This window comes from Marinobacter sp. MIT932201, from assembly GCF_047123295.1.
Lineage (GTDB): Bacteria > Pseudomonadota > Gammaproteobacteria > Pseudomonadales > Oleiphilaceae > Marinobacter > Marinobacter salsuginis.
This window is the reverse complement of the sequence record NZ_CP138917.1, coordinates 1,087,185-1,110,689: the sequence shown is the minus strand read 5'-3', so window position 1 is coordinate 1,110,689 and position 23,505 is coordinate 1,087,185. Positions and strand designations below refer to the sequence as shown.

22 protein-coding genes and 1 pseudogene are annotated in these 23,505 nt (G+C 52.6%); 9 read left to right on the top strand and 14 right to left on the bottom strand.

Translation table 11 applies throughout. The features are described 5' to 3' along the window. From SIC15_RS05075 to SIC15_RS05060, 4 genes are read left to right on the top strand one after another with little or no spacing between them, the layout of a single operon-like run. Positions 1–1,299: an SMODS domain-containing nucleotidyltransferase gene (locus SIC15_RS05075; RefSeq protein ID WP_412537194.1), complete on the top strand. Its 1,299-nt coding sequence runs from the start codon at positions 1–3 to the stop codon at positions 1,297–1,299. Between the two features lie 9 nt (positions 1,300–1,308). Then, positions 1,309–1,917 (top strand): SLATT domain-containing protein, encoded by a 609-nt coding sequence (locus tag SIC15_RS05070; RefSeq protein ID WP_412537193.1) that lies wholly within the window; start codon positions 1,309–1,311, stop codon positions 1,915–1,917. A gap of 45 nt (positions 1,918–1,962) precedes the next feature. Continuing rightward, entirely contained in the window at positions 1,963–5,244 is a 3,282-nt protein-coding gene (locus SIC15_RS05065; protein WP_412537192.1) for a type I restriction endonuclease subunit R, read from the top strand. A gap of 5 nt (positions 5,245–5,249) precedes the next feature. Then, positions 5,250–5,996 carry a M48 family metallopeptidase gene (locus tag SIC15_RS05060; RefSeq protein WP_412537191.1) on the top strand — a complete coding sequence of 249 codons (747 nt, stop codon included), beginning with the start codon at positions 5,250–5,252 and terminating at the stop codon, positions 5,994–5,996. A gap of 88 nt (positions 5,997–6,084) precedes the next feature. Here the strand turns inward: SIC15_RS05060 and SIC15_RS05055 are convergent, their stop codons facing one another. The 4 genes from SIC15_RS05055 to SIC15_RS05040 form a co-directional block, all read right to left on the bottom strand. Next, positions 6,085–6,774, bottom strand: coding sequence for a hypothetical protein (locus SIC15_RS05055; RefSeq protein WP_412537190.1), 690 nt, complete (start codon positions 6,772–6,774; stop codon positions 6,085–6,087). A 3-nt stretch (positions 6,775–6,777) separates the two neighbouring features. After that, complete coding sequence (locus SIC15_RS05050) at positions 6,778–7,884, bottom strand: hypothetical protein (RefSeq protein ID WP_412537189.1); 1,107 nt, start codon at positions 7,882–7,884, stop codon at positions 6,778–6,780. Beyond that, the gene (locus SIC15_RS05045; RefSeq protein ID WP_412537188.1) at positions 7,877–8,857 is read right to left on the bottom strand and encodes a hypothetical protein; all 981 of its coding nucleotides are present in this window, start codon (positions 8,855–8,857) and stop codon (positions 7,877–7,879) included. The genes SIC15_RS05050 and SIC15_RS05045 overlap by 8 nt, the downstream gene beginning before the upstream one ends. Positions 8,858–8,961: 104 nt before the next feature. Then, positions 8,962–9,174 (bottom strand): helix-turn-helix domain-containing protein, encoded by a 213-nt coding sequence (locus SIC15_RS05040; RefSeq protein ID WP_412537187.1) that lies wholly within the window; start codon positions 9,172–9,174, stop codon positions 8,962–8,964. Between the two features lie 107 nt (positions 9,175–9,281). On the opposite strand from SIC15_RS05040, the gene SIC15_RS05035 reads away from it, so the two are divergent. Then, positions 9,282–9,752 carry a hypothetical protein gene (locus SIC15_RS05035; RefSeq protein WP_412537186.1) on the top strand — a complete coding sequence of 157 codons (471 nt, stop codon included), beginning with the start codon at positions 9,282–9,284 and terminating at the stop codon, positions 9,750–9,752. 59 nt (positions 9,753–9,811) lie between these two features. Here the strand turns inward: SIC15_RS05035 and SIC15_RS05030 are convergent. From SIC15_RS05030 to SIC15_RS05005, 6 genes and pseudogenes are all read right to left on the bottom strand, one after another. After that, positions 9,812–10,072: pseudogene (locus SIC15_RS05030) on the bottom strand (YjbQ family protein); the annotation flags it as partial. A 14-nt stretch (positions 10,073–10,086) separates the two neighbouring features. Next, complete coding sequence (locus SIC15_RS05025; protein WP_069184065.1) at positions 10,087–11,151, bottom strand: succinylglutamate desuccinylase/aspartoacylase family protein; 1,065 nt, start codon at positions 11,149–11,151, stop codon at positions 10,087–10,089. Between the two features lie 3 nt (positions 11,152–11,154). Further along, positions 11,155–12,063, bottom strand: coding sequence for a 30S ribosomal protein S6--L-glutamate ligase (gene rimK / locus SIC15_RS05020; protein ID WP_069184064.1), 909 nt, complete (start codon positions 12,061–12,063; stop codon positions 11,155–11,157). After that, positions 12,060–12,557: an ATP-dependent zinc protease gene (locus tag SIC15_RS05015; protein WP_069184063.1), complete on the bottom strand. Its 498-nt coding sequence runs from the start codon at positions 12,555–12,557 to the stop codon at positions 12,060–12,062. The genes rimK and SIC15_RS05015 overlap by 4 nt, the downstream gene beginning before the upstream one ends. Then, on the bottom strand, positions 12,538–13,398 hold the full coding sequence (locus SIC15_RS05010; RefSeq protein WP_412537590.1) for a mechanosensitive ion channel family protein: 861 nt from the start codon (positions 13,396–13,398) through the stop codon (positions 12,538–12,540). The genes SIC15_RS05015 and SIC15_RS05010 overlap by 20 nt, the downstream gene beginning before the upstream one ends. Positions 13,399–13,449: 51 nt before the next feature. Beyond that, the gene (locus tag SIC15_RS05005) at positions 13,450–14,259 is read right to left on the bottom strand and encodes a hypothetical protein (RefSeq protein WP_412537589.1); all 810 of its coding nucleotides are present in this window, start codon (positions 14,257–14,259) and stop codon (positions 13,450–13,452) included. A gap of 165 nt (positions 14,260–14,424) precedes the next feature. Between SIC15_RS05005 and phrB the strand changes: the two genes are divergently transcribed. Then, entirely contained in the window at positions 14,425–15,828 is a 1,404-nt protein-coding gene (gene phrB, locus SIC15_RS05000) for a deoxyribodipyrimidine photo-lyase (protein ID WP_412537185.1), read from the top strand. A 184-nt stretch (positions 15,829–16,012) separates the two neighbouring features. Here phrB and SIC15_RS04995 read toward each other — a convergent pair whose 3' ends face one another. Genes SIC15_RS04995 through hemA form a run of 4 tightly spaced genes read right to left on the bottom strand, consistent with a single transcriptional unit; the run spans position 16,013 to position 20,009 of the window. After that, a complete protein-coding gene (locus SIC15_RS04995; RefSeq protein ID WP_412537184.1) occupies positions 16,013–16,759 on the bottom strand; it encodes a molybdopterin-synthase adenylyltransferase MoeB in 747 nt (248 codons plus the stop codon). Continuing rightward, entirely contained in the window at positions 16,749–17,645 is an 897-nt protein-coding gene (prmC, locus tag SIC15_RS04990; RefSeq protein WP_412537183.1) for a peptide chain release factor N(5)-glutamine methyltransferase, read from the bottom strand. The genes SIC15_RS04995 and prmC overlap by 11 nt, the downstream gene beginning before the upstream one ends. Next, complete coding sequence (gene prfA / locus SIC15_RS04985; protein ID WP_069184058.1) at positions 17,635–18,723, bottom strand: peptide chain release factor 1; 1,089 nt, start codon at positions 18,721–18,723, stop codon at positions 17,635–17,637. Before prfA ends, prmC begins: the two co-directional genes overlap by 11 nt. Beyond that, positions 18,720–20,009 carry a glutamyl-tRNA reductase gene (hemA, locus tag SIC15_RS04980; RefSeq protein WP_153634555.1) on the bottom strand — a complete coding sequence of 430 codons (1,290 nt, stop codon included), beginning with the start codon at positions 20,007–20,009 and terminating at the stop codon, positions 18,720–18,722. The genes prfA and hemA overlap by 4 nt, the downstream gene beginning before the upstream one ends. Before the next feature lie 247 nt (positions 20,010–20,256). Between hemA and SIC15_RS04975 the strand changes: the two genes are divergently transcribed. Genes SIC15_RS04975 through ispE form a run of 3 tightly spaced genes read left to right on the top strand, consistent with a single transcriptional unit; the run spans position 20,257 to position 23,494 of the window. Further along, positions 20,257–22,005 (top strand): tetratricopeptide repeat protein, encoded by a 1,749-nt coding sequence (locus SIC15_RS04975; RefSeq protein WP_412537182.1) that lies wholly within the window; start codon positions 20,257–20,259, stop codon positions 22,003–22,005. Beyond that, positions 22,002–22,634: a lipoprotein insertase outer membrane protein LolB gene (gene lolB / locus SIC15_RS04970; RefSeq protein ID WP_412537181.1), complete on the top strand. Its 633-nt coding sequence runs from the start codon at positions 22,002–22,004 to the stop codon at positions 22,632–22,634. Before SIC15_RS04975 ends, lolB begins: the two co-directional genes overlap by 4 nt. After that, on the top strand, positions 22,631–23,494 hold the full coding sequence (ispE, locus tag SIC15_RS04965) for a 4-(cytidine 5'-diphospho)-2-C-methyl-D-erythritol kinase (RefSeq protein ID WP_412537180.1): 864 nt from the start codon (positions 22,631–22,633) through the stop codon (positions 23,492–23,494). Before lolB ends, ispE begins: the two co-directional genes overlap by 4 nt. The last annotated feature ends 11 nt before the right edge of the window (positions 23,495–23,505 follow it).

The following is a 23,505-nucleotide window of genomic DNA, read 5'->3' as shown; positions in this document are numbered from 1 at the left end:
ATGTCAGTAGCGGATATATTCAAGGATTTTCTCAACAACCTGAAGGTTGATAACGCAGATCAGGTTTCGCTTCGTTATGGTGAGATTACGAAAAGCCTGAATCAAAAATTTCGTGATTCAGAATCAACTACTGCCAATACGTTACAAGTTGGTTCTTATGGTAGGTACACAGGTATCAAGGGAATTTCAGACCTCGATATGCTGTATATCATGCCTAAATCTAAGTGGGATACCTACAAGAATGGTAAACAATCTCAACTTCTAACTGACGTTAAGGACGCCATTAAGGCTAGATACCCCAAAACAGATGTTCGGGTTGATCGCCTAGTTGTAACGGTGACATATCAGAACTTCCATGTCGAAGTTCAACCGGTTTTTGAAGAGACTGGCGATGATGGTGAAAGCTATTTCCAATACCCTGACACCTACAATGGTGGTAGTTGGAAGGTCACCAAACCGCGTCAAGAGATGAAAGCCGTAAAAGACCTTAATGATCAGAAAAACAAGAATTTACGACTGCTGTGTAAAATGGCCAGAGCCTGGCGAAACAAACATGGCGTAGTAATGGGTGGGCTATTGATAGATACACTTGCCTTTAACTTTTTAAAATCAACCAGTGAATATGACGATAAAGGCTATATCTACTTTGACTGGTTGAGTCGTGATTTTTTCAAGTACCTGTCCGAATTACCAGATCAAGATCACTATAAAGCCCCTGGTAGCAACCAAAACGTAAAGGTTAAGAAAAAGTTTCAAAAGAAGGCCAAGGAAGCCTATGAACTTTGCCTGAATGCGATAAAGGCAGAAGGAAGCAGCAATCAAAATGACAAGTGGAAGAAGGTTTATGGACGACCTTTCCCGTCGGCAAAAGCTGTGGAAGAGTCTGTAGAGAAAGCATCGGCGTCTTGGCGAAACACTGAAGAATTCATCGAAGATCAATATCCAGTTGATATTCGATACAACATCAGTTTGGACTGCGATGTATCTCAAAACGGTTTTAGGGAGAATTCACTTGGGTTTATGTTGATGAAAAAGATCCCTCTTCTTGCCAATAAAAAGCTCCTGTTCAGAGTTACGGAGTGTGATGTGCCAGGAGTCTTCACTCTAAAATGGAAAGTCCTCAATCGTGGCACTGTAGCTCAGAGAAAAGACCAAATTCGAGGTCAAATTGTCAACGACGACGGCTACAGAACGAAAAACGAATCTACAACATTCCAAGGCGAACACTTTGTTGAGTGCTATGCAATCCAAGATGGCATTGTCGTGGCCCGCGCATCCATTGATGTCCCTATTCAGTAGAGAAATAACATGAACAAGTCTGATCTTTTAAAAAGCATTGCTGAAAAAGGCTACGATGTGGGCTTTGGGGCTAAGAAACACTTTGCTACCTACGACATTATTGAAAAGGCACCTGGTTTGATTAGTTTTTCATCGATGGCCTTCGGCATTTTAGCACTTGCAGTAAAAGGGCTATCAACGGAATTAATCTCAGCGATTTTTATCGTATTGGGTGTTGTTGGCCTCTACATCAGCCTGTATGACCATAAGAAATCATCCTATGAGCAGTCAGGTGTAGCTCTTACCAAGCTGTATAACGAGCTGAAAGCACTTTACCTCAAGGTTAAAAATATTGACGAAGAAAGTGACTTTTCAGAATTACAGAAAGAGCTTTCAGAAATTGAGAATCGTTATTATCCGGCATGTATCAGCAAACAAATTTTGTTTAGCAACTGGTATGCACACTATAAGTTCTATTGGGAACACCAAATTGAATGGGTAAACGAGCAACTCAAGTTCAGTTTTTTCCGTGACAAGATTCCTTTGTCGTTATGGCTAACGATTCTCGTGATTATCATCGGCTTAGCTTGTTCCATTTCCGACATCACCACCCTTATTTGTACAGCATCTAAGCCATAACCCGAAGCTGCACCTCGGGTATCAGGGGTTGAAGAGAGATAACGAATGACACAATACACACCCAAATTTCAGGAAGAATACAGTGCCAAATTACCGGCGCTGACGTTGATGACCAACCTCGGGTGGTCGTTCCTCTCTCCTGAACTCGCGTTAGCTGCCCGTGGCGGTAAAGCCGATGAAGTGGTTTTGCGCCAGGTGCTGCGTGGTGAACTGCAAAAGCGCAGCTTTACCTTTGCCGGTAAGAGCTACCAGCTGTCTGAAAAGGCTATCGACAACCTGATTGCCGAGGTGTGCAGCCCGGCGCTTAACGAAGGCTTGCTAACTGCTAATGAGCGCCTCTACAACCACCTGCTGTACGGCATCTCCGTCACTGAGTTTGTTGATGGCAAAAAGGCCAGCCCGACGGTTGCTCTGATTGATTGGCAAAACCCGGCCAATAACAGCTTTGTATTCACTGAAGAGTTTACCGTTACCCGCTCGGGCGGCGTAGAAAGCCGCAGACCCGACATTGTCTGCTTTGTGAACGGTATTCCCCTGGTTGTGATTGAGGCCAAGCGCCCCGATGGCAATGCCAAGAAAGGCCCCACCATTGACGAAGGCATTTCGCAAAGCCTGCGTAATCAGCGCCATGATGAAATTCCGTTATTGTTCGCCTATAGCCAAATGTTGTTATCCATAAACGGCAACGAAGGCCGCTATGGTACCTGTGGCACACCCGCTAAGTTTTGGGCCGCCTGGCGTGAAGAAGACATCTCCGATGCCGAGATGTACGCCATCAAAAACAAAACGCTCAAAAATGAGCAGTTAGCAGGCTTATTCAGCCACCGTCCGGCAAAAGACCTGGATTGGTACCAGAGCCTGACCGCTCCGGGGGAGCTTGCTGTGACTGGGCAAGATCAACTGCTGATCAGCTTGTTAACTCCTGCCCGGTTGTTGGAGATGACCCGTTACTTCACCTTGTTCGATAAAAAGGCTGGCAGAATTGTCGCCCGTTATCAGCAGGTGTTTGGTATTAAGCGACTGATTGAGCGCATCAATACCCGAAGTAGCACTGGTGGCCGTGAAGGCGGTGTGATTTGGCATACCACAGGTTCGGGTAAGTCATTCACTATGGTGTTTTTAAGTAAGGCGCTGATCTTGCACGAAAGCCTGAAGCAATGCCGTATTGTGGTGGTGACTGACCGGGTAGACCTGGAAACCCAGCTGAGCAAAACCTTTGCCTCGGGCGGTGAACTGGCCGGTAAAAAAGACAAAGAAGCAGCAATGGCCACCTCTGGTAAACGCCTGGCTGAACAGATTGGTAAAGGCACAGAGCGGATCATCTTCTCACTGATCCAGAAGTTTAATACCGCTACCAAAATGCCAGAGTGTGTAAACAACAGCTCTGACATTATTGTGCTGATTGACGAAGGCCACCGCAGCCAGGGCGGTGAAAGCCACATCCGTATGAAGCAGGCGCTGCCGAATGCTGCCTTTGTCGCCTTCACCGGCACACCACTGTTAAAAGACGACAAGACCACCAATAAGTTTGGCCCCATTGTGCATGCTTACACCATGCAACGCGCGGTGGAAGACCAGACTGTTACACCTCTGCTATATGAAGAGCGCATTCCCGACCTAGATGTGAATGAACGTGCCATCGACAGTTGGTTTGAGCGTATTACCGAAGGGCTTTCAGACGAGCAAAAGGCCGACCTAAAGCGCAAGTTTGCCAAAAAAGGCCAGGTATACGGTGCGGATGACCGCATTCGTTTGATTGCCCTGGATATTGCCAACCATTTCGTAAAGAACATCGACGAAGGTTTGAAAGGCCAGTTAGCCTGCGACAGTAAGGCCTCTGCGATCAAGTACAAAAAGTATCTGGACGAAGCAGGCTTGTTTGAATCTGCCGTTGTGATGAGCCCGCCTGATAGCCGTGAAGGCAATACCGCTGTCGATGAAGCCACCACACCGGAAGTGACCCAGTGGTGGAAAGACAATATTGGCAGCCAAGATGAACAAGCTTACACCAAACACCTGATAGAACGCTTCGACAAAGATGATTCACTGAAGATACTCATCGTAGTTGATAAGTTACTCACCGGCTTTGATGAGCCGAAAAACGCCGTGCTCTATATCGACAAGCCCCTGAAAGAGCACAACCTGATCCAAGCGATTGCACGGGTAAACCGACTACACCCGAAGAAAAAGTTTGGTCTGCTCATCGACTATCGCGGCATTCTGGCTGAGCTGGATACCACCATCCAGAAATATCAGGATCTGGCCTCCCGCACTCAGGGCGGTTACGACATCAATGATATTGCCGGCCTCTACAACCAGATGAGTACCGAGTACAAGCGCCTGCCACAGCTGTATAAGCAGCTATGGGCGATATTCGATGGCGTGAAAAACAAGAACGACATTGAGCAATTGCGTCAGGTACTGGTACCAAAGATTGAAGAGAGAGATGGTGAGCTGGTTGACGCACACCTCAAGGTACGTGAAGACTTCTACGAAGCCCTGACAGCCTTCGCCAGCTGCTTGAAGGTAGCGCTGCAATCCGCCACCTTCTTTGAAGACAAGAGTTTTAGCGACGAGGATCGTCGCCACTACAAAGAAACGGTTAAGCAATTCTCCAGCCTGCGCCAACTGGTGCAGCAAGATGCCGGTGAGAGGATTAATTACGACGAATACGCCGAACAAGTGAAAAAACTGCTTGATAAGCATGTGGTAGGCGTAGAGGTTAAAGAACCCGGTGGCGCTTATGAAGTGGGCAAGATGGGACAAAAGCAACAGCCAGAAGACTGGAGCGAAGATAAAACCCGCAACGAAACCGACATTATCAAAACCCGTGTGACACGTATGATTGAGCAAGAGCTGCGGGATGACCCTTACGCTCAGGAAGCGTTCTCCAAGCTATTGCGCCAGGCCATTGAAGAGGCCGAAAAGCTATTCGACCATCCACTGAAACAGTACATGCTGTTCCGTGAATTTGAAGAGCAAGTTCAAGACAGGCGCTTAAACGACATACCTGATGCATTTGCCGGTAATCGCCATGCTCAGGCCTATTTCGGTGTTTTCAAAAAGGTATTGCCGGAAGCCTTAGCTGTGCTCGACCAGCAAGTTCAGGATAAATGGATCAAAGTTGCCTTTGAAATTGACCAGGCGGTAGAAACCTCTGTCGCGGAAAACTCTATCAATCCACAGAACATCGAAGCCGACATTCGTAAAAAGCTACTGCCACGCATGTTCCAGGAATGCAAAGCCATTGGTGGCGGTATGGATCAGGCCAAGAAGATTGTAGAGATGATTGTGCAAATCACACGCGTTGGTTTGAGTGGTATCTAAATAACATGAATGTACCGATTAAGCCCAAAAGCCAACCTATGAGCTTTCGCTATGGCGACGAACACATCGCTTTTGAGCGCGTTAAACGCCCACAAACAACTAACAAAGTATTGATTAAGGTTTACCCGGATTGCCGAGTAGTGGTGTCGGCCCCAGAGGATGCAGACAGTGAAGCCGTGCTGTGTGCTGTCAAAAAGCGTGGCCGTTGGATTTACGAGCAACTGCGTGATTTTCGTAAACAGCTTGAGCACACCACTCCCCGCAAGTACATCAGTGGCGAAAGCCATTACTATCTGGGCAAACAGTATTTGCTGAAAGTGATTGAAGCACCTGAAAAACCACAAGGTGTGAAGCTGCTCAGAGGAAGGTTGGAAGTGTCAGTACGATTCAAGAGCGCAGCGAAAGTAAAAGAGCTCCTGACTGAATGGTACAAAGTGCGCGCAAAGGAAACTTTCGCCAAACGACTCGATGCCATGCTGGAGCAAGCGCTATGGGTTAAAGAGCGACCACCACTGCGCATTTTGAACATGAAAACCCAATGGGGTAGCTGCTCGCCAAATGGTCACATCACTTTAAATCCGCATCTCGTCAAAGCACCGCGAGACTGCATTGATTACGTCATTCTGCACGAGCTTTGCCACATCGCCGAACACAATCATAGTGAACGATTTTATCGGCTGATGAACCAAGTAATGCCTAAATGGGAAAAGACCAAAGAAAATTTGGACAAAATGGCAAGCCTCTTAATTTAAAATATATAAAATAACCAAATCAGCTTTGCCCAACTTACTCTACTAGAAACAAATCATTAACAATATAACCATTTTATAAAAATAGTTTTCAATAAAATATATGTCGCGAACTACTTTCTAATGCATCACGCAGTTTCTCTAAAATAAATCCAGCATTAGCTGACTTTAATCGACAAACTCCTGTCTTAGTCAGCTCACCATTTACAATCAAGTTTGAAAACCCCGCCTCGAACTTAACACTGTCAACCAAATAACGTCTACTCGAGACCAACTCCGAAAACTCATCTCTTACATCACTCCCCCCCGCAACCGATATTTTGGCCGTCGAGTTTTGAGACACACGGATACCATAAGAAGATATCTTTAGAATTTTTAAATAATCTGCATTGCTCTCAATTAACTCGATCCATTGATCAGGAGCAACATTAACTTCGGACAAAACCAAGCCCAAGCCAGTCAAGTCATGCAATTTACTGGAGAACTTCCTCAAAGATCGCGGAGGCTCAGATATATACATATAATTAGACTTAGAACTCCAATTAAACTGACAGACATAGTAACTGATAACTTCGATTTCAGAAGTATGTCCGAAAGGGTCTTCGACCAAAGTCTTCCGAACCAACTTCTCTATATACTTACCCACTAATTTTGATGGGGAAGAATTTGTAAGCAAAAATCCGAAGCCAGAACTTTCAGTATATTGATGATCTTTCATTGCATTTGAAAGCTGAGCTAGCGAAATAGGAAGTTCAGAATACAACCACTTTGCCTTAATCATATTTCACGCTCCGAATTTCCCTATGACTATTTCTAAAGCTTTCTCGGACGCATCCTTTATTTTCAAGTTATACTCTTCATTCTCATATAGCGTCGTAGCTCTCCGTGTTACATTATGCTCCGCAGTTCGGCTATTATATTGATAAACTCCTCTAACCGTATACTTAAAATCTGTACACGAATCTGGTTTTCCGAACTGAGCTTCAAACTCTACCTTTGGCCCTTCAAAAGAATCTTCCACAGCAGTCCATATTATTTTATAAATATAAAACCCTTGCTTGTGAAGTTGCTTAAACTCCGTTGAGTCCAAGACACCTTCACCGGCAAGTGCTGCCTTATTTATATATGATGCCAATCTAGCATCCGACTCATCATCCTCTTCAAACTCATCACGTTGTTCTTTTTCAAAATGATAAACGTCTACACTAGAAACATTATCAAATTCAAAACCAGGAACACTTCTAATCAAGTGATCAAAAAACTGACTCCTAATCGTTGCGTCACATAGTGCTTCTAAAGAAATTGAACATTCCTCAAGCTCAGCACCACCAGCCTCAATCACTTGTGCTTTCATTATAGATTTCAACTGTTCGGATACTTCCTTTGCCTTTCTTGTAGATGGAAGTTTCATGACCACTCCATCATCCGCCTGCTCTATCTGAATCTCACAGGTTTTAACAGTACGTTGTCGAAGTTCGGTTTTCGTGAAATCGTGATCAACATAAGTAATTGTTAGCGTTGTCTTATCGCCATTTTTCGTCAACTTAACGGAGTCATCACTAGATGCCGTAAGATTTGCTTTAACCGTTGCACAAGCACTAGAGATTTGACTATATTCAACATCGCCTTTCAACTTAGAGTGTGTCGTCTTGTCTTTACGATTCGGATTTTCTAATAGCTTTGCCACCCAGTTAAAATCAGAATAACTCAATGTCATTGCACAAATTTTTTCTGTCAACTGCTGTTTTGAAATATTCCTTGAAACTAGAATCCCTCTTCTACTTAGAAAAGAAACGAGTTCGCCTTGAGTCACTTTCTTATGCTGAAGAGCATCGAAGATATTTTTATCAGTAGGTATATATATCGATGGCCCGGAGTTAACTTTAGACATCGTCTCGCATTCCTATCTCCATGGGATTGAAGCTCTTAGTAAAATTGGTAATATGTTCGACATCCAACCTGTCCATCTGCTTTTTCCGAGCCTCATCATTACCCCACATTTTAAGGTACTCATGTTTAGCTTTCTCAAAATTAATACCAGCATCTGAAGCAGCGTTTGTTAAACGAACTCTTATTGAATAGTCACCGCTAAACATTTGATAATGAGACATTGCATCGATCAAGTAAATAAATTCATCAACACCTTCACCACTTTCGTGATAATAAACTACAAACCCACTTTCAAAGTTATCACCTGACCGGTGTTTTATTATTAACCAAGGTGAGGTTAAGGCTTCAATTGTTGCCGGTTTACCCCACTCGTCTCCACATCTACGGGCTCTAATCAAATCCGGATAAAAAAATGTATAATCATTATAAGACGGAAATAGCTCATCCGCTTTTAACATCTTCATATCACTTACGACATCATATAACAGCCTAATCAAATCCGGCCCCACAACCATCAACTCATTATCATCCGCGACACGAACTTCGTCCAAATTTATTTTTTTAACTTCCGTCTTAAAATCCTTATCGTAAAAACCATCGTGATTATAAATAAAAAGGAGACCCGAAACATCACCAAAACCCACATCATCTATAAGAAACTTTTTTTGCCAACTCTCACTGATGTTTGCACATTCGACCGACATAGCAAGGCTTTTAAGCGCCTTCGTTAGACTACCTTTAGTTATACTTCCAGCAGCATAACTCTTCAAATCCGTATTTAAGTATTTGGTATTTCCGGAATAAGGATCATCGTAGTAAAATACAACATCTGAAGGATGTGTTTTTTTACTATGATGATCTGACTCACAACTCCAATCTTCATCTTTCGGCAAGCAAGTGTTCCACTTGAACCATTTAAAAATATCTTTTGATATTAATTTCGCAAGCTTTTCTATATTTCCCGTTTCAGACATTACCACTCCCCGCAGGCAGACGCACCTAACAATAATCTATAATTAATAATTAAAAAAACAAAGAAAACTAAAATGAACAATATCATAAAACTAACATCTTTATATCAAACAATAAATAACTGGTTTATTGGAATATTCAAAGCATCTGCAATCTGATAGATTTTAGTAAGCGTGACATTCTGATCACCGCGCTCAATATGCCCCATGTAACTTCTATCTATATCAGCCAAATCTGCTAACGCCTCTTGCGAAAGGCCTTTCTCTTTCCTGATTTTTCGAACCTGCTGCCCAAACGCGACTAACCGTGAATCTTTCATAATTGTTCTGCTCAAAATACAGAACTATCACCAAACACTGCATATATCACCACGGGATATATCGCTCAATTTGGTATTTTTGCGATAGAATCAGGGAATCTAAAGTAATGACGGGCAGACTAATGTGGAACGATAGAAAGCAAACCCAGCTGGACGCCATACTCCTTTATCCTGGGGTTACGCATAAGAAGTTAAGCAAACACAAGTACTTGGTGAGCTACAGCAATCGTCGATGGCACCTATGGCCGCGCTCTGGTCGATACCAGCACGTGTCCCAAGACGGTACAGCATCAGAAATTTTCATGGGGGAACTAAAAGAATTTTATCATCGGTACATCACCGAGGAGCTTCAGCTGCCCAGGAATTTCGGGAAGACTTGGAGCCAAGAGGACGAGAACCTTCTATATGACATGATTGAGTATTCTTGCACGGTAAGGCAGATGGCTGAAGAGCTGAAAAGGCATCCGGTGAGTGTCGCGACCAAGCTGGCTAAGTATCTGGACGATGAGAATCTAGTAAATCGCCTGAGTGAAGAGATGTTTGATGTCCCGGTGAAAGAGCTGTTGGGGCGACAGTGATTATGTCCACACTCCGCCACATAACCCGGTACGATAGTTCGTGTCTATATAACCCGTACGTCCGGCCCTTCCATCACATGCTCATAATGCGGCGCATTCTCCGGAACCATGACATTGAAATGGCGCTCCAGATCGCCTCGTACATCCGGGTCCGCATTTTCATTCACCGCCAGGGAGGCCGACGTGTGCTGGATGAAAAGGTGCAGTAGCCCAACCTCGCAGTTGGTCATATCCGGCGCCTGGGCCACGATTTCATTGGTTACCAGATGAAAGCCCCTGGGCAGAGGCGCCAATTCGATCAACGACTGATCCCAGATCATGGTGACCCTCCTTTCTATTTCTGGCGATCATCCCAGGGGTGCACCGGAACCACGTCATCACCGACATCGCCTTCGTAGCTGCTACGAAAATAATCCATGGCCTTTTCCGCCTCGCTCAGCTCGTCAAACCGGGCAACGTGATAAATGGCCTCGCCCTCGTTCACCAGTGGCAGGTTGTTGACGCAGATGACGATACCCGAGCAGGGCGACACCACTGCAGTTTCTGATTCGCCGAAGGGGTCCGCCACCATCGCCAGCCTCTGGCCTTTGCGCACCTTCTGGCCCAACCGGGCAACCGGCCGCATGATGCCGTCGATATCTGCCCGCACCCATTGGGAGTTGGCAGCGGTTTCAGACCGTTTTCTCGGTGCCCTGGGCCCTTTTTTCGCCGGAATCATTTCCAGCTCACGCATAACCCGGATCACGCCTTTCACACCGCTGCCAATCACGACATCATCAAAGCGCAGCGCCTCGCCCCCCTCAAAGGTGATCACCGGAATATCCTGTGAATCGGCGTACGCACGAAGACTGCCCTCGCGCAGCCCGGAATTGATAATGATCGGTGCACCAAAAGCCTCGGCCATCCGTACAGTTTCCGAGTTCTTCAGCTCGGCACGAATTTGTGGCAGGTTGAACCGGTGGATCGCTCCGGTGTGCAAGTCGATGATGTGGGTTACCCGCTCCATGATCTGGGTGCGCAGCAGATAGGCAATGCGCCCGCCCAGAGACCCTGTCTCGCTGCCAGGGAAACAGCGGTTCAGATCCCTCCGGTCGGGGAGGTAGCGGGTGCGTTGCACAAAGCCAAAAATATTGACGATTGGCACCGCCACCAGGGTACCGCGAAGATGCCTCAGTGCCGAATTGGTGAGCACCCGGCGGACGATTTCGACGCCATTGATCTCATCGCCATGAATTGCGCCGCACACCATCAGTACCGGACCGTTCCGGCGCCCGTGCACCACTTCCACCGGAATATGTAGGGGAGTGTGGGTATAGAGCTTAGCCACCGGCACTTCCACGGTTTGACGGGTGCCTGCCTTAATCTCGGTGCCGGCAATTTCAAAGGGCGCTCGGGCCATCGGTCAGCCTCTCCCGCCCTTGGTGCCCGTTTTCCAGGGCTTCTGATTTTTCTCGGTCCAGTTGATGATCATGCCCGCCACATTCTTGCCGGTAGCATTCTCGATACCTTCCAGTCCCGGCGATGAGTTCACCTCCATTACCAGCGGCCCCCTGCTGGAGCGCAGAAGGTCCACACCGGCAACGTTCAGCCCCATGGCTTTGGCGGCTTTGATCGCAGTACTGCGTTCCTGCGGGGTAATTCGAATCAGTGAAGCGGTGCCGCCCCGGTGAAGATTCGACCTGAACTCGCCCTCAGCCCCCTGACGTTTCATGGCGGCAATCACTTTGTCGCCAATTACGAAGCACCGGATATCAGCGCCACCGGCTTCCTTGATGAATTCCTGCACCAGGATATCCGCCTTCAGGCCCATGAAAGCCTCAATCACACTTTCTGCAGCCTTGCGGGTTTCTGCAAGCACCACACCGATGCCCTGGGTGCCTTGCAACAGCTTGATCACCACCGGCGCCCCACCCACCATCTGTAGCAACTCTGGAACGTTGTCCGGCTTGTTCGCGAAACCGGTAATCGGCATACCCACACCCTTCCGGGCCAGCAGTTGCAGCGAGCGCAGCTTGTCCCGGGACCGGCTGATGGCCACAGATTCATTCACCGGGAACACGCCCATCATCTCGAACTGGCGCAATACCGCCGTGCCGTAGAAGGTCACCGATGCACCGATACGGGGGATCACCACGTCAAAATCCTCCAGAACCTCCTCGTGATAGTGGATCTGGGGGTTGGCTGAGGTGATATTCATCGAACAGTGAAGGCAGTCGATAACCTTCACCTCATGGCCACGATTGATGCCCTCCTCCACCAGACGACGGGTCGAGTAGAGGTGACGATTTCGCGACAGTACCGCAATTTTCATTTTTCAGTCCTTAGGGCCGGTTCGCCGGCAAGATAGGAAGCTTCGGGATAGATCACTGAGCGCCCTGACATGGCAGTGCGGCCCAACAACATCCGGAACCGCATGGAATCCCGGTTGGTCAACGTCATTTCAATGGGCCATTGCTGGCCGCCAATAAGCAGCGTGGTTTCGATAACCAGGCGCATTTCCTTGTGGCCACCGGAGTCGGAGACGTTCCGCTCGTCCAGCACCTTGGCATCGCACTCGACAACCTGATGCAAATCGTTTTGCACCGGATGCACCCAGAAGCGTACGCGACGTTCACCATTTTCTGTGTAGGGCTCGGTCCGGAATGTGTGGAGGCAGGAAGTTCGAGCTCCCGTGTCAATTTTCGCCTTGATACGGCTGATATCCAGATCCGGCAACGCCACCCATTCACGCCAACCAAGACTCATCTTGTTCTCGGCTGGGGTCGGCGGGATGGTTTTTATAACTTCAGCTGTCTTTGTCGACATCCGGGAGATCCTTTTCAGTGATTTTTTCCGGCCCCAACAGCTGAACACGGAACGGCTCTGAATGGCTACCCGCATACACGCTGGTGTGCGGGAACGGAATTTCAATGCCTTCCCGATCCAGGATTTTCTTGATCGCAACCATCATACCGCTTCGCCCCTCGAGCACCTTTTCCTTGGGCACCCAATACGAGAACTGCAAATCCACGGAGGAGGGGCCAAACGCTGTTACCAGCGTAAACGGCTTGGGCTCTTCGAGACATACCGGGTTCTTTTCCGCAAGGTCCAGCAGCAGGCTCTCTACACGTTCTACATCTTCAGCGTAGGCAATTCCCACGGTCAGGTCGAGCCGGCGGATTGGAAACCGGGAACGATTGACGACCCGGGTTTTGATCAGGGTTTCGTTGGGAATCCGAACGTACAAGTTGTCTGGAGTGCGCAATTTCACGCTGAGCATATCGATTGCGACTACCTCGCCGATGGTGGCATCTACCTCAATGAAGTCACCGATTTCGAAGGGTTTTTCCACCAGCAGAAACAAACCGCTGATCATGTTCGACGCGGAGGTCTGGGAGGCAAAACCGATGGCAACGGTCAGGATACCGGCGGCTCCAAGCACGACATCCAGGGAGAACCCGGCTTCCCGCAGGGCCGCCACGAAAAACAAGAGAACGATGACATAGAACACCAGCCGCCGGACCATGACGGTATGGTGGCGGGACGTGCGCTGGGCCATGAAACGGCCGACACTGCGAGCGGCCAGGGAACCGAGAAACAGCCCGAGCACGACAAGAAAAGCGGAACTGATCCACTGCCCCCAGGCGATATCAGTAAACACCTTCATCACACCTGTCTCTATTGTTTCGAGCAAAGCGTCGACTCCCTCTGGTCCATTTCAGCCAAACATCCGGTCAAAAGCGCGCACCAACCGGCCACGAGCCACCTTCTCACGGGCATCCGCCACATGCTTGCAAACACCGGCTGCAGCAAACAATGACGACTCCACATGCAGACTGGCGGAATTCATATCGGTCTCGACTTCAACCGTTACCCCGGGCGTCCATAACTGCCCTCGCTCATTCTGGTGCAGTGAGAGCAACGGTGTTGGCAGACTGAACCGCTCCAGCAACAGGGGCTCTTCCCGACGGTTGATGAGCGTGACCGGGGTAACTGCTCGCCAGGGACGTTTGGGCACGGCCTCGAGGACCAATCTGGCAAAACTGGGCGAGGCATAACAAAGCTCGCCTTCCATGGTAGTCCGACCCACCCACGTCATGGACGGCGACGCCAGCGGGATCTCCGTCAGAACGGTTTGATTGTCGCCGACGCAAACTTTCATCCAGAGCAGGGTTCCCACATAGATTGTACATCGCCCGCCAGCGGGAATAGTCAGTGGCTGGAATGGCCGAATGACGGTAGGCCGGTTGGCAAGAGCCGGCAGGAACATGACGGTTGATGACTGGTTTTCCCGAATGAACCGCTGCAGCGGCACAGACGCAGATGGCAGAGTATGGCCGATGGTTTCTGTCCAGCTGGCTGGGTCCGTATCCAGGTCCAGCATTTCGGAACGAACCTGCCATTCCTGATCCAGCAGGGTGACCCATAAACGAATATGCCCCAACTCATGAAACTGGGTCTGGCCGGAAGCCAGAACATACGGCTGGGCCCACACGCCATCACGACGACCTTCGGTATTGTTCTCCATTCCTGCCACAGAACTCCCTCGAGATCGGTCGACTGATTTGCGGTAAAAGTGCCTTAACTATAATCCAATCAGGCAGCGCGGGCGAATATCCAAGTTGGTGATTTTATTGAAACACCGGGCTGTATTTACACTTATATCAATCCCTCAGACGACTATGGATTACGGATGACACAACTGGTCTGGTTCCGAAACGATCTCCGGGTTGCCGACAACCCGGCCCTCACCGCCGCCTGCGAGAGCAGCGAAGCAGCGCGAGCCTGTTTTATTCTCACCCCGGACCAATGGCAGGAACACGACTGGTCGCCCGCCCGGGTACAATTTGTCATCGCCCACGCCAATGCCCTGGCCGAAGAACTGGCCCGGCTCGGCATTCCCCTGTCCTTTATCTACGCCAACCGCTTCGACGACAGTATCGGGAAACTGCAGAGCCATTGTGAAGAACACAAGGTGACAACACTGCACTTCAACGAGGAGTATGGTGTCAACGAACGCAAACGCGACAAAGCCGTCAAATACCGATTTGACGAGCTCGGAATAGCCGTTCGCAAATACCGGGACCAGACGGTTGCGCCGGTAGGCGAAATCCTCACCCAACAGGACGAACCCTATTCAGTATTTACGCCCTTCTCCAGACGCTGGCGCAGCTGGATAGACGAGACCCATCCAGGCCTGTTCCCGGTCCCGCAAGCCAGGGGCAACGCAGTAAGCCCGGAACAGATAGACACCATACCGGATGCCTTTCAAGACGCCCCGGAACCCCTGGTGGCAACCGGTGAAAGCGCTGCCCACGACCGGCTCGAACGCTTCCTGGACGAACGCGGAGGCTCGTACAAGGAAAAACGGGACTTCCCGGCAATCGACGGCACCAGCCTGATATCCCCTTACCTCGCCAACGGCGTTCTCTCAGGCCGGCAGTGCCTTATAGCCGGCAGACAGGCACAGGGCGCAGGCGGCAACCAGGAAGACCTGGGAACCTGGATCACCGAAATCGCCTGGCGGGATTTCTACATCAACATCCTGTATCACTACCCCCGGGTCAGCATGCACCGCGCCTTCAAACCGGAAACCGAAGCTCTGGAATGGAACACCCCGGGCGCCAAGTTCGAAGCCTGGAAAACCGGCAACACCGGCGTCCCCATCGTCGACGCCGCCATGCGCCAGCTCAACCAGACCGGCTGGATGCACAACCGCCTGCGCATGGTCACTGCCATGTACCTGACCAAGAACCTCTTCATCGACTGGCGCCTGGGCGAAGCCTACTTCATGTCAAAACTGATCGACGGCTTCCTGGCCTCCAATAACGGCGGCTGGCAATGGAGCGCCTCCACCGGCACCGACGCAGCGCCCTACTTCCGGGTTTTCAACCCGGTTACCCAGAGCGAGCGATTCGACCCCGGTGGGGATTTCATCCGGGAGTGGGTACCAGAGCTAGCGAGACTGGATCGCAAACGGATTCACGATCCGGGGGCGAAAGGGGGCGTGATTCCGAAGGGATATCCGCGCCAGATCGTTGATCTGAAAGAAAGCAGGAAAGAAGCTATAGCGAAGTTTCAGGAATTGAAAAACTGAGGAACACAACGGGGCGGGCTACTCCAAGGCTCTGACGCAGCGCCGGGGATGGCCTTCCCAAAACTGTGCGGAGCCATGGATGGCGTAGCCCAAGCGCCACAGGGATGTGCCGCAAGGAGCGTGTTTTGGGAAGGTCATCCCCGGCGCTGCAGCCCGAAAGCTCCCAAGCCCGCCAGCACCAAAGTCAGCCAGAACAAACCGGACAGGAAGGATCCCGAGCCAACTTCATCTCCCGCCACTGCATCTCCCACGCATCCAGAATCAGCAACCGCCCGATCAACGGCGTCCCCACCCCGGAAATCACCTTGATCGCCTCCATGGCCTGGGTCGCCCCGATCATTCCCACCAGCGGCGCAATCACCCCCGCCTCTGAACAGGTCAGATCCTCATTGCCCTGCTCCGGATACAGACAGTGATAACAGGGGCTGTCCTCACGCCGGCTGTCGTAAACAGAAACCTGGCCTTCACCACGGATGGCCGCACCGGACACCAGCGGCACTTTTGCAGCCACGCAGGCCCGATTCAAAGCGAAGCGGGTGTTGAAGTTATCCGTGCAGTCGACCACCAGGGTCGCCTCTGCAACCATGCGCGCCAGAGCCTCACCCTCAAGGCGCTGATTCAGGGCATTCACGGATACCAGAGGATTGATCCGCCGAATCCGGTCGGCGAGGCTTTCCGCCTTTGACTCCCCCAACTGCGCGGTTTCGAAACCGATCTGGCGCTGGAGGTTGGCCAGTTCAATACTGTCATCATCCACCAGGGTCAGCGTCCCGACGCCGGCGGCACCGAGATAGAGAGCGACGGGGCATCCCAGGCCACCCGCACCCAGCACCAGAACCCGGGCAGACTGCAGCTTTTCCTGGCCGGAAATGTCGAACCGTGGCATCAGGATCTGCCGGCTGTAGCGCAATAATTCGTCGTCACTGAGCATCTGCATCTCCCCTGTTTAATGCCGGATCAGGGACCGCAGCACCGGAGCTCCATCGCCCAAGCGTCATCCGATCCCGGTTGCCATAATCCTGGTGGTTCTCAACATCTTTAAACCCGCGGGCATGGAACAACCCTGCGACGGCCTCCGCCTGGTCGAAACCATGCTCAACGAGAAGCCATCCGTCTTCAACCAGCCAGGCCGGAGCCTGATCAACAATAAGCCGGAGGTCATCCAGGCCATCGCTGCCGGAAACCAGGGCCGAGGCAGGCTCGAATCTGACATCACCTTCCGTCAGATGATGATCGCTATCCGGAATATAGGGCGGATTGGAAACAATCAGATCAAACCGGCCAGCCTCAAGCTCGGAAAACCAGAAGCTCTGAACCACGGAAACTTCCAGACCCAGCGCGTCAGTGTTTTCAAGGGCAAGCTCAACGGCCTCAGCCACCGCATCGCAGGCAGTGATCTGCCACTCCGGATGCTCGCTGGCGAGCGCCAGGGCGATGGCACCGGTTCCTGTCCCCAGATCCAGTACTCGGGCCCGCCGGGGCAACGGCAAACCCAGAGCAGCTTCCACCAGGCATTCGGTATCCGGCCTCGGGATCAGGGTTGAGGCACTGACTTTCAGCGGCAGCGACCAGAATTCCTGCTGCCCCAAAAGGTGTGCCACGGGCCGGCCAGCCACCCGCTCTTGCACAAGCGCTTCAAAGGCCTCGGCGTGAGCATTGGGAATCTCCCGCTCAGGCCAGGCCCGGAAACTGGTCCGACTCAGTCCGGTTACGTGGCTGAGAAGAAGCTCGGCATCCAGCCTCGGCGAATCACTGTTAATTCTTGCCAAGGCATCTCGCAAAAGGGCTTCGCAGGTCAGTGAGGATTTACTGGTCATCGGCAAGGGAGGCAAGCAACTCGGCCTGATGCTCCTGCTGCAAGGGCACCACCACAGCGTCCAGATCGCCGGCAATAACTTCGTCGAGTTTGTATAGGGTCAGATTTATACGGTGATCCGTGACCCGCCCCTGGGGAAAATTGTAGGTGCGGATGCGCTCAGACCGGTCGCCACTGCCCACCAGGCTCTTGCGAGTTTCGGCCATGGACTTCTGCTGCCGCTCAGTCTCGGCGTTCTGCAGACGCGAGGCCAGCAGGCTCAGAGCTTTCGCCCGGTTCTTGTGCTGCGACCGCTCTTCCTGGCACTCCACCACAATGCCCGTTGGCAGGTGCGTTATCCGGATTGCAGAGTCAGTCTTGTTGACGTGCTGACCGCCGGCACCGGACGCACGGAAGGTGTCCACCCGCAGGTCTGCCTTGTTCAGTTCAATGGCTTCGGCTTCATCAGCCTCCGGCATCACCGCCACGGTACAGGCGGAGGTGTGAATACGCCCCTGTGATTCGGTTTCCGGTACACGTTGCACCCGGTGGGCCCCGGACTCGAACTTCAGGGCACCGTACACCCCATCGCCAGCCACACGGGCAATCAGCTCCTTGTAGCCCCCGTGCTCACCTTCGCTCTCGCTCAGCACTTCGACCTGCCAGCGCCGCCGCTCGGCATAGCGCAGGTACATCCTGAACAGATCGCCGGCAAAGATAGCGGCTTCATCACCGCCGGTGCCTGCACGGATCTCCAGGAAAACGTTCTTGCCGTCATTCGGGTCTTTGGGCAGCATCAGGCGCTGGAGCTCTTCATCCAGCTCCTCGCTTTTCTGCTCGGCCAGTTGCAGCTCTTCCTCGGCCATTTCCCGCATATCGGCGTCGCCATCTTTCGCCAGCTCACGGGCGGCCTCGATGTCATCGAGCGATTGCTGCCAGGCCTGAAAGCACTGAACGATGGGTTCAATCTCGGCGAACTCCCGGGAAAGGTCCCGGAACTTGTCCTGCTGGGAAATAATGGAAGAGTCACTGAGCAATGCGCTGACTTCCTCGAAGCGGTCGGTGAGCTGCTCGAGGCGGGATTGGATCGATGGCTTCATAGTTTTTCCGGGGTAGTCGTCGTGTCCGCGTCCAGTGCATCCAGCTGGTGCAACTCACGCAGCCACTCTGTCACCTCGGTGCGACCTTCTGTAGTGGCCTTTCGAACCTGCACAGAGGGTTCATGCAGGAGCTTGTTGGTGAGGCCGCGCGCCATACTGCGCAGCACGGTTTCGGGATCTGTGCCGTTACGCAGGGCGCGCAGGGCTTTTTCGGTCTCGGCATCGCGCAGCAATTCGGCCCGCTGACGGAACTGTTTGAGGGTGGACACCGCATCCAGCGCCCGCAACTGGTTCAGGAAATCCTGCACCCCGGACGCCACCAGGTTCTCCGCTTCCCGGGCCGCGCCCTCGCGAGATCGTATATTTTCTTCAATAACCTGGCGCAGGTCGTCAACCGTGTATAAATAGACGTCGTCCAGTGAGGCGACTTCCGGCTCGATATCCCGGGGCACGGCAATATCCACCATAAAATAGGGACGATGCTTGCGCTTCTTCAGTGCCCGTTCAACGGCGCCTTTACCCAGAATCGGCAGTGGACTGGCGGTGGAGGAAATAATGATATCAACATCCGCCAGGTGCTCGGGGATCTCGGACAACACGATCCCCTTGCCGCCACGGGATTCGGCCAGTGCCTGCGCCCGCTCAAGAGTACGATTGGCCACCAGGAAATCTTTCACGCCTGCATCTGCAAGATGCCGGGCTACCAGTTCAATGGTTTTGCCGGCACCAATCAGCAGAGCCTTGTTACGGGACATATCGGCAAAAATATGGTGCGCCATGCTCACCGCTGCATAAGCAACGGAGACCGGATTCTCGCCAATAGCAGTCTGGGTCCGCACGCGCTTGGCGACCGAGAACGTGTGTTCAAACAGCCGGGACAGGAACGAGCCACTGGCGCCGTGCTCCCGGGCCAGGGTGTACGCATCCTTCAACTGCCCGAGAATCTGCGGCTCGCCCAGCACCATGGAGTCCAGGCCAGCGGCCACGCGCATCATGTGCCTGACGGCATCACCATCCCGGTGCACATACAACGCATCTTCCAGCTCTGCGGCATCCAGGCCGTGGAACCCGGCCATCCAGCGCAACACCATGGGTGCGCAGTCGTCATCGCCCGCCAGATATAGCTCGGTCCGGTTACAGGTGGACAGGATCGCTGCCTCGGAGGCGCCAGAGGTTGCCCTTAGCTCGGCAAAGGCCTCCGCCATACGCTCAGGCGTAAACGCAACTCGCTCCCGTAATTCAACGGGGGCCGTGCGATGATTGATTCCTAGCGTTACCAGTGCCATTTCGTGGTTTTACAACCCTTTGCCGATGAGCGGTGCAGATACGCGCAATTACTGGACATTTTAACGGTCAGCGGCCTGAGCTGCCACCCGAAACCGCCATCGCTTCGGCAAGTGCGGACAGGTTGGGCAAGATCAGACGCTTATGCCATTATAGGGATTCGGCCGAGGCCGGGACCCGATCTACCTCAAGAAAGGGGCTGGAGCGTGGTTATTATTGATGCGTTTTCGACAGACCATGGGAAGTTGCATGCACAAGTCCGTACCGTTTCTGGTTACCTGCCTGCTTGGCCTAACACTGGCAGGGTGTGCCAGCCTTACCGGCACTGAGGAAGCGCCTGCTCCTGGCGAAAAAGCCGCCACCGAGACGAAAACGGAGCCACAGCTGCCGGTTGAATACGCCGATTTCGAGCCTGAAACCCTTTATCTGTTACTGTCTGCCGAAATTGCGGCCCAACGCGGTCGCTACGACATTACCCTCGTTAATTACCTGAAAGCTGCCAAGCAGTCCCGCGACCAGGCGGTTATCGAACGAGCCATGAGAATTGCCCAGTCCCTGAACGGCGATAACGCCCAGAGGCAGCTGGCCGAACTCTGGCTGGAAATCGATCCGGACAACCTCCAGGCACATCGTATCTCTGCCATCCAGGCCGTAAAAGGAAACGACCTCCAGACCGCCATTCATCACATGGAGCGGATCATGGATCAGGGAGGCGACGCTGACTTCGACAGCCTGGCGGCCATGGCCGCAAACCTGCCACCGGAACAACAGCAGGAGCTGCTTGCACTTTACGAAGAAATGTCGGGCCGCCATCCCGACACGCCGGAACTCGAATACAGCATCGCACTGCTATTAAAAGTCACCGGGCAGCCGCAGGAAGCACTCGACAGGCTTGAACCGCTGCTGGAGGAGAATGCGAATTTCCAGCCAGCCATTATTCTCAAGGGTGACCTGCTCTATCAGACTGGCCAGAAAAGCAGCGCCCTGGATTACATGCTGACCAACACCCGCCGATTTCCGGCCAACCGACAGATGGGCACGCTTTACGGCCGCATGCTCATAAATGAAGGCGAATTACAGGCTGCCCAGGATGAATTTGCAAGGCTGGTTAAGCGATACCCTGAAACGCCGGGCCTGCGGCTTTCCCACGCCCTGGTTGCCCTTGAGAATGGCCAGACCGACCTTGCTCGGGAAGAACTGACAAAACTGGCCGAACAGGGCCACCACACCAGCGAAGCCAATTACTATCTGGGTCGCATTGAGGACCAGGCGGGCAACACCGAGCAGGCCATTGGCTACTACCAGAGCGTGGAACAGGGCAACTACTATTTCCCGGCCCTGGCCCGCGCCAGCTCCCTGCTGGCCGAGAACGGCAAGCTCGAAGACGCCATTGACCGCATCCGCAGGCTCCGCGAAGCCAACCCCCGGCAGGCAGAGAACTTCTGGCTGCTGGAGGTAAACCTGCTTCTGGATCAGGAACAGCAACAGGAGGCCCTGAGTACCGCGACGGAAGCCCTCGAAGAGCATCCGGACAATATTGAGATACGGTACGCTCGGGCCATGCTTTACGACGGCATTGGCCAGACTGCCGACGCCGAAGCCGACCTCAGGCAGATTATTGAGCAGGAGCCGGAAAACGCTGTAGCCCTGAATGCCCTGGGCTACATCCTGACCACCCGGACCGACAGGCTCAGGGAAGCCCGCGGCTATATCGAGAAAGCGCTGCAACTGGACCCGGATAACCCGGCCATCCTCGACAGCATGGGCTGGGTCCTCTTCCTGGAGGGCCAGATTGAACCTTCGCTCGACTACCTGTCCCGCGCCTGGGCCGCTTTCCCGGACCCCGAAGTTGCGGCCCACTACGGTGAGGCGCTCTGGATGAACGGCGCCGAAGAACAGGCCCGGATCATCTGGCAGGAAGGTCTGGAGCAGGACAGCGACCACGAAGTACTCAGAGAAACCATTGACCGGTTGACCAACGGCGGTGAGTCGGAATGAGGCTGGCCCGAATTATGGCAACACTGACAGTGCTTGCCACCCTCGGCGCCTGCACCACGATCCAGGTCGAGCCATTGCCGGAGGGCATGACCGACCAGCCTCCGGCAGGCTGGACCACTCGCGCCGCCAGTCTCGATGAGCTCGATCACTGGAAGCTGACGGGCAAGCTGGCCGTCCGACAACCTTCCGACAGCGGCACCGCCATCATCAATCACTGGATTCAGGACGGCGAGGCTTACGACCTGGCTCTCTCCTCGTCCTTTCTCGGCATGGGCAGCACAACCCTCAAAGGCGTGCCCGGCTTTATTGAGCTGACCCTGCCAAATGGCGAAACCTACCGATCGGGCGAGCCGGAAGCACTGGTTGAGGCTGCCACGGGCTGGCAACTGCCCCTGGAGAACCTGACCTGGTGGATTCGCGGCCTGCCATCACCGGCCAGCGACTACCGTCTGCTGTTTGATGATCAGGGCACCCTCGCCATCATCCGCCAGAACGGCTGGGAGATCCGCTACGACCGCTGGCAGGCCTTTCTCTCCAGCTATCCCGCACTCCCCGCCCGCATTACCGCACTCAAGGAAGAAAAACGGGTTCGATTGGTGGTGAGCGACTGGCAGGAGCAGCCTGAATGACACCCGACCTGATACTGCCATCACCAGCCAAGTTGAATCTGTTTCTGCACATTGTAGGGCGCCGGGACGACGGCTATCACGAGCTCCAGACCCTGTTCCAGTTTCTCGACTACGGTGACGATCTGAGCTTCACCCTCACGCCCGAAGAGCCCGGCGCAAGGCTCGCGGAGCCTGTCACTGGTGTTAACGACGAGGACAATCTCATCATCCGCGCGGCCCGGGCCCTTCTTGAACGGGCCCGATGCGAGCTGCCCGGAGTCACCATCGGCATTAACAAACGGCTACCCATGGGCGGCGGTCTTGGCGGCGGGAGCTCCAACGCCGCAACCACCCTGCTGGGACTCAACCATCTCTGGCGACTCGAGCTGAGCACCGATGAACTCGCAGAGATCGGCCTGAGGCTGGGCGCCGATGTTCCCGTATTTGTCCGTGGCCATGCCGCCTTCGGTGAAGGTGTTGGTGAAACCCTGACCAATGCCAATCCGCCGGAAGACTGGTTTGTTGTTCTCAAGCCTGGCTGCAACATAAACACTGGCAAGATTTTTTCCGAGCAAGGGTTGACAAGGAACACCCCGAGAATCAAAATAGCGCCCGCTTTTGAGGGAGACGCCTCGAGGTACCGAAACGACTGTGAGGATGTAGTTCGCAAACTGTATCCTGAGGTTAACCAGAGCCTGGAATGGCTTTCACAATTCGGACCTGCAAGATTAACCGGAACCGGGGCTTGCATATTTGGACGTTTCCCGACAGAATCCGCAGCCCGGATCATCTGGGAAAGCAAACCCTCCGGCGTCACGGGGTTCGTAGCTAAAGGGGTGAACATATCACCTCTACACAAAAAGCTAACAGAGCTGAAATGATGCCAAAAAAG

Excerpts from the sequence above, each read along its gene's own strand:
- phrB (WP_412537185.1), top strand. The coding sequence starts at position 14,425 with ATGACACAACTGGTCTGGTTCCGAAACGATCTCCGGGTTGCCGACAAC.
- prfA (WP_069184058.1), bottom strand. The coding sequence starts at position 18,723 with ATGAAGCCATCGATCCAATCCCGCCTCGAGCAGCTCACCGACCGCTTC.
- SIC15_RS05005 (WP_412537589.1), bottom strand. The coding sequence starts at position 14,259 with ATGGAGAACAATACCGAAGGTCGTCGTGATGGCGTGTGGGCCCAGCCG.
- rimK (WP_069184064.1), bottom strand. The coding sequence starts at position 12,063 with ATGAAAATTGCGGTACTGTCGCGAAATCGTCACCTCTACTCGACCCGT.
- SIC15_RS05010 (WP_412537590.1), bottom strand. The coding sequence starts at position 13,398 with ATGAAGGTGTTTACTGATATCGCCTGGGGGCAGTGGATCAGTTCCGCT.
- SIC15_RS05065 (WP_412537192.1), top strand. The coding sequence starts at position 1,963 with ATGACACAATACACACCCAAATTTCAGGAAGAATACAGTGCCAAATTA.
- SIC15_RS05070 (WP_412537193.1), top strand. The coding sequence starts at position 1,309 with ATGAACAAGTCTGATCTTTTAAAAAGCATTGCTGAAAAAGGCTACGAT.
- SIC15_RS04995 (WP_412537184.1), bottom strand. The coding sequence starts at position 16,759 with ATGCTCAGTGACGACGAATTATTGCGCTACAGCCGGCAGATCCTGATG.
- SIC15_RS05050 (WP_412537189.1), bottom strand. The coding sequence starts at position 7,884 with ATGTCTAAAGTTAACTCCGGGCCATCGATATATATACCTACTGATAAA.
- SIC15_RS05060 (WP_412537191.1), top strand. The coding sequence starts at position 5,250 with ATGAATGTACCGATTAAGCCCAAAAGCCAACCTATGAGCTTTCGCTAT.
- hemA (WP_153634555.1), bottom strand. The coding sequence starts at position 20,009 with ATGGCACTGGTAACGCTAGGAATCAATCATCGCACGGCCCCCGTTGAA.
- SIC15_RS05015 (WP_069184063.1), bottom strand. The coding sequence starts at position 12,557 with ATGTCGACAAAGACAGCTGAAGTTATAAAAACCATCCCGCCGACCCCA.
- SIC15_RS05075 (WP_412537194.1), top strand. The coding sequence starts at position 1 with ATGTCAGTAGCGGATATATTCAAGGATTTTCTCAACAACCTGAAGGTT.
- SIC15_RS05025 (WP_069184065.1), bottom strand. The coding sequence starts at position 11,151 with ATGGCCCGAGCGCCCTTTGAAATTGCCGGCACCGAGATTAAGGCAGGC.
- prmC (WP_412537183.1), bottom strand. The coding sequence starts at position 17,645 with ATGACCAGTAAATCCTCACTGACCTGCGAAGCCCTTTTGCGAGATGCC.
- SIC15_RS05055 (WP_412537190.1), bottom strand. The coding sequence starts at position 6,774 with ATGATTAAGGCAAAGTGGTTGTATTCTGAACTTCCTATTTCGCTAGCT.
- SIC15_RS05045 (WP_412537188.1), bottom strand. The coding sequence starts at position 8,857 with ATGTCTGAAACGGGAAATATAGAAAAGCTTGCGAAATTAATATCAAAA.
- SIC15_RS05040 (WP_412537187.1), bottom strand. The coding sequence starts at position 9,174 with ATGAAAGATTCACGGTTAGTCGCGTTTGGGCAGCAGGTTCGAAAAATC.
- lolB (WP_412537181.1), top strand. The coding sequence starts at position 22,002 with ATGAGGCTGGCCCGAATTATGGCAACACTGACAGTGCTTGCCACCCTC.
- SIC15_RS05035 (WP_412537186.1), top strand. The coding sequence starts at position 9,282 with ATGACGGGCAGACTAATGTGGAACGATAGAAAGCAAACCCAGCTGGAC.
- ispE (WP_412537180.1), top strand. The coding sequence starts at position 22,631 with ATGACACCCGACCTGATACTGCCATCACCAGCCAAGTTGAATCTGTTT.
- SIC15_RS04975 (WP_412537182.1), top strand. The coding sequence starts at position 20,257 with ATGCACAAGTCCGTACCGTTTCTGGTTACCTGCCTGCTTGGCCTAACA.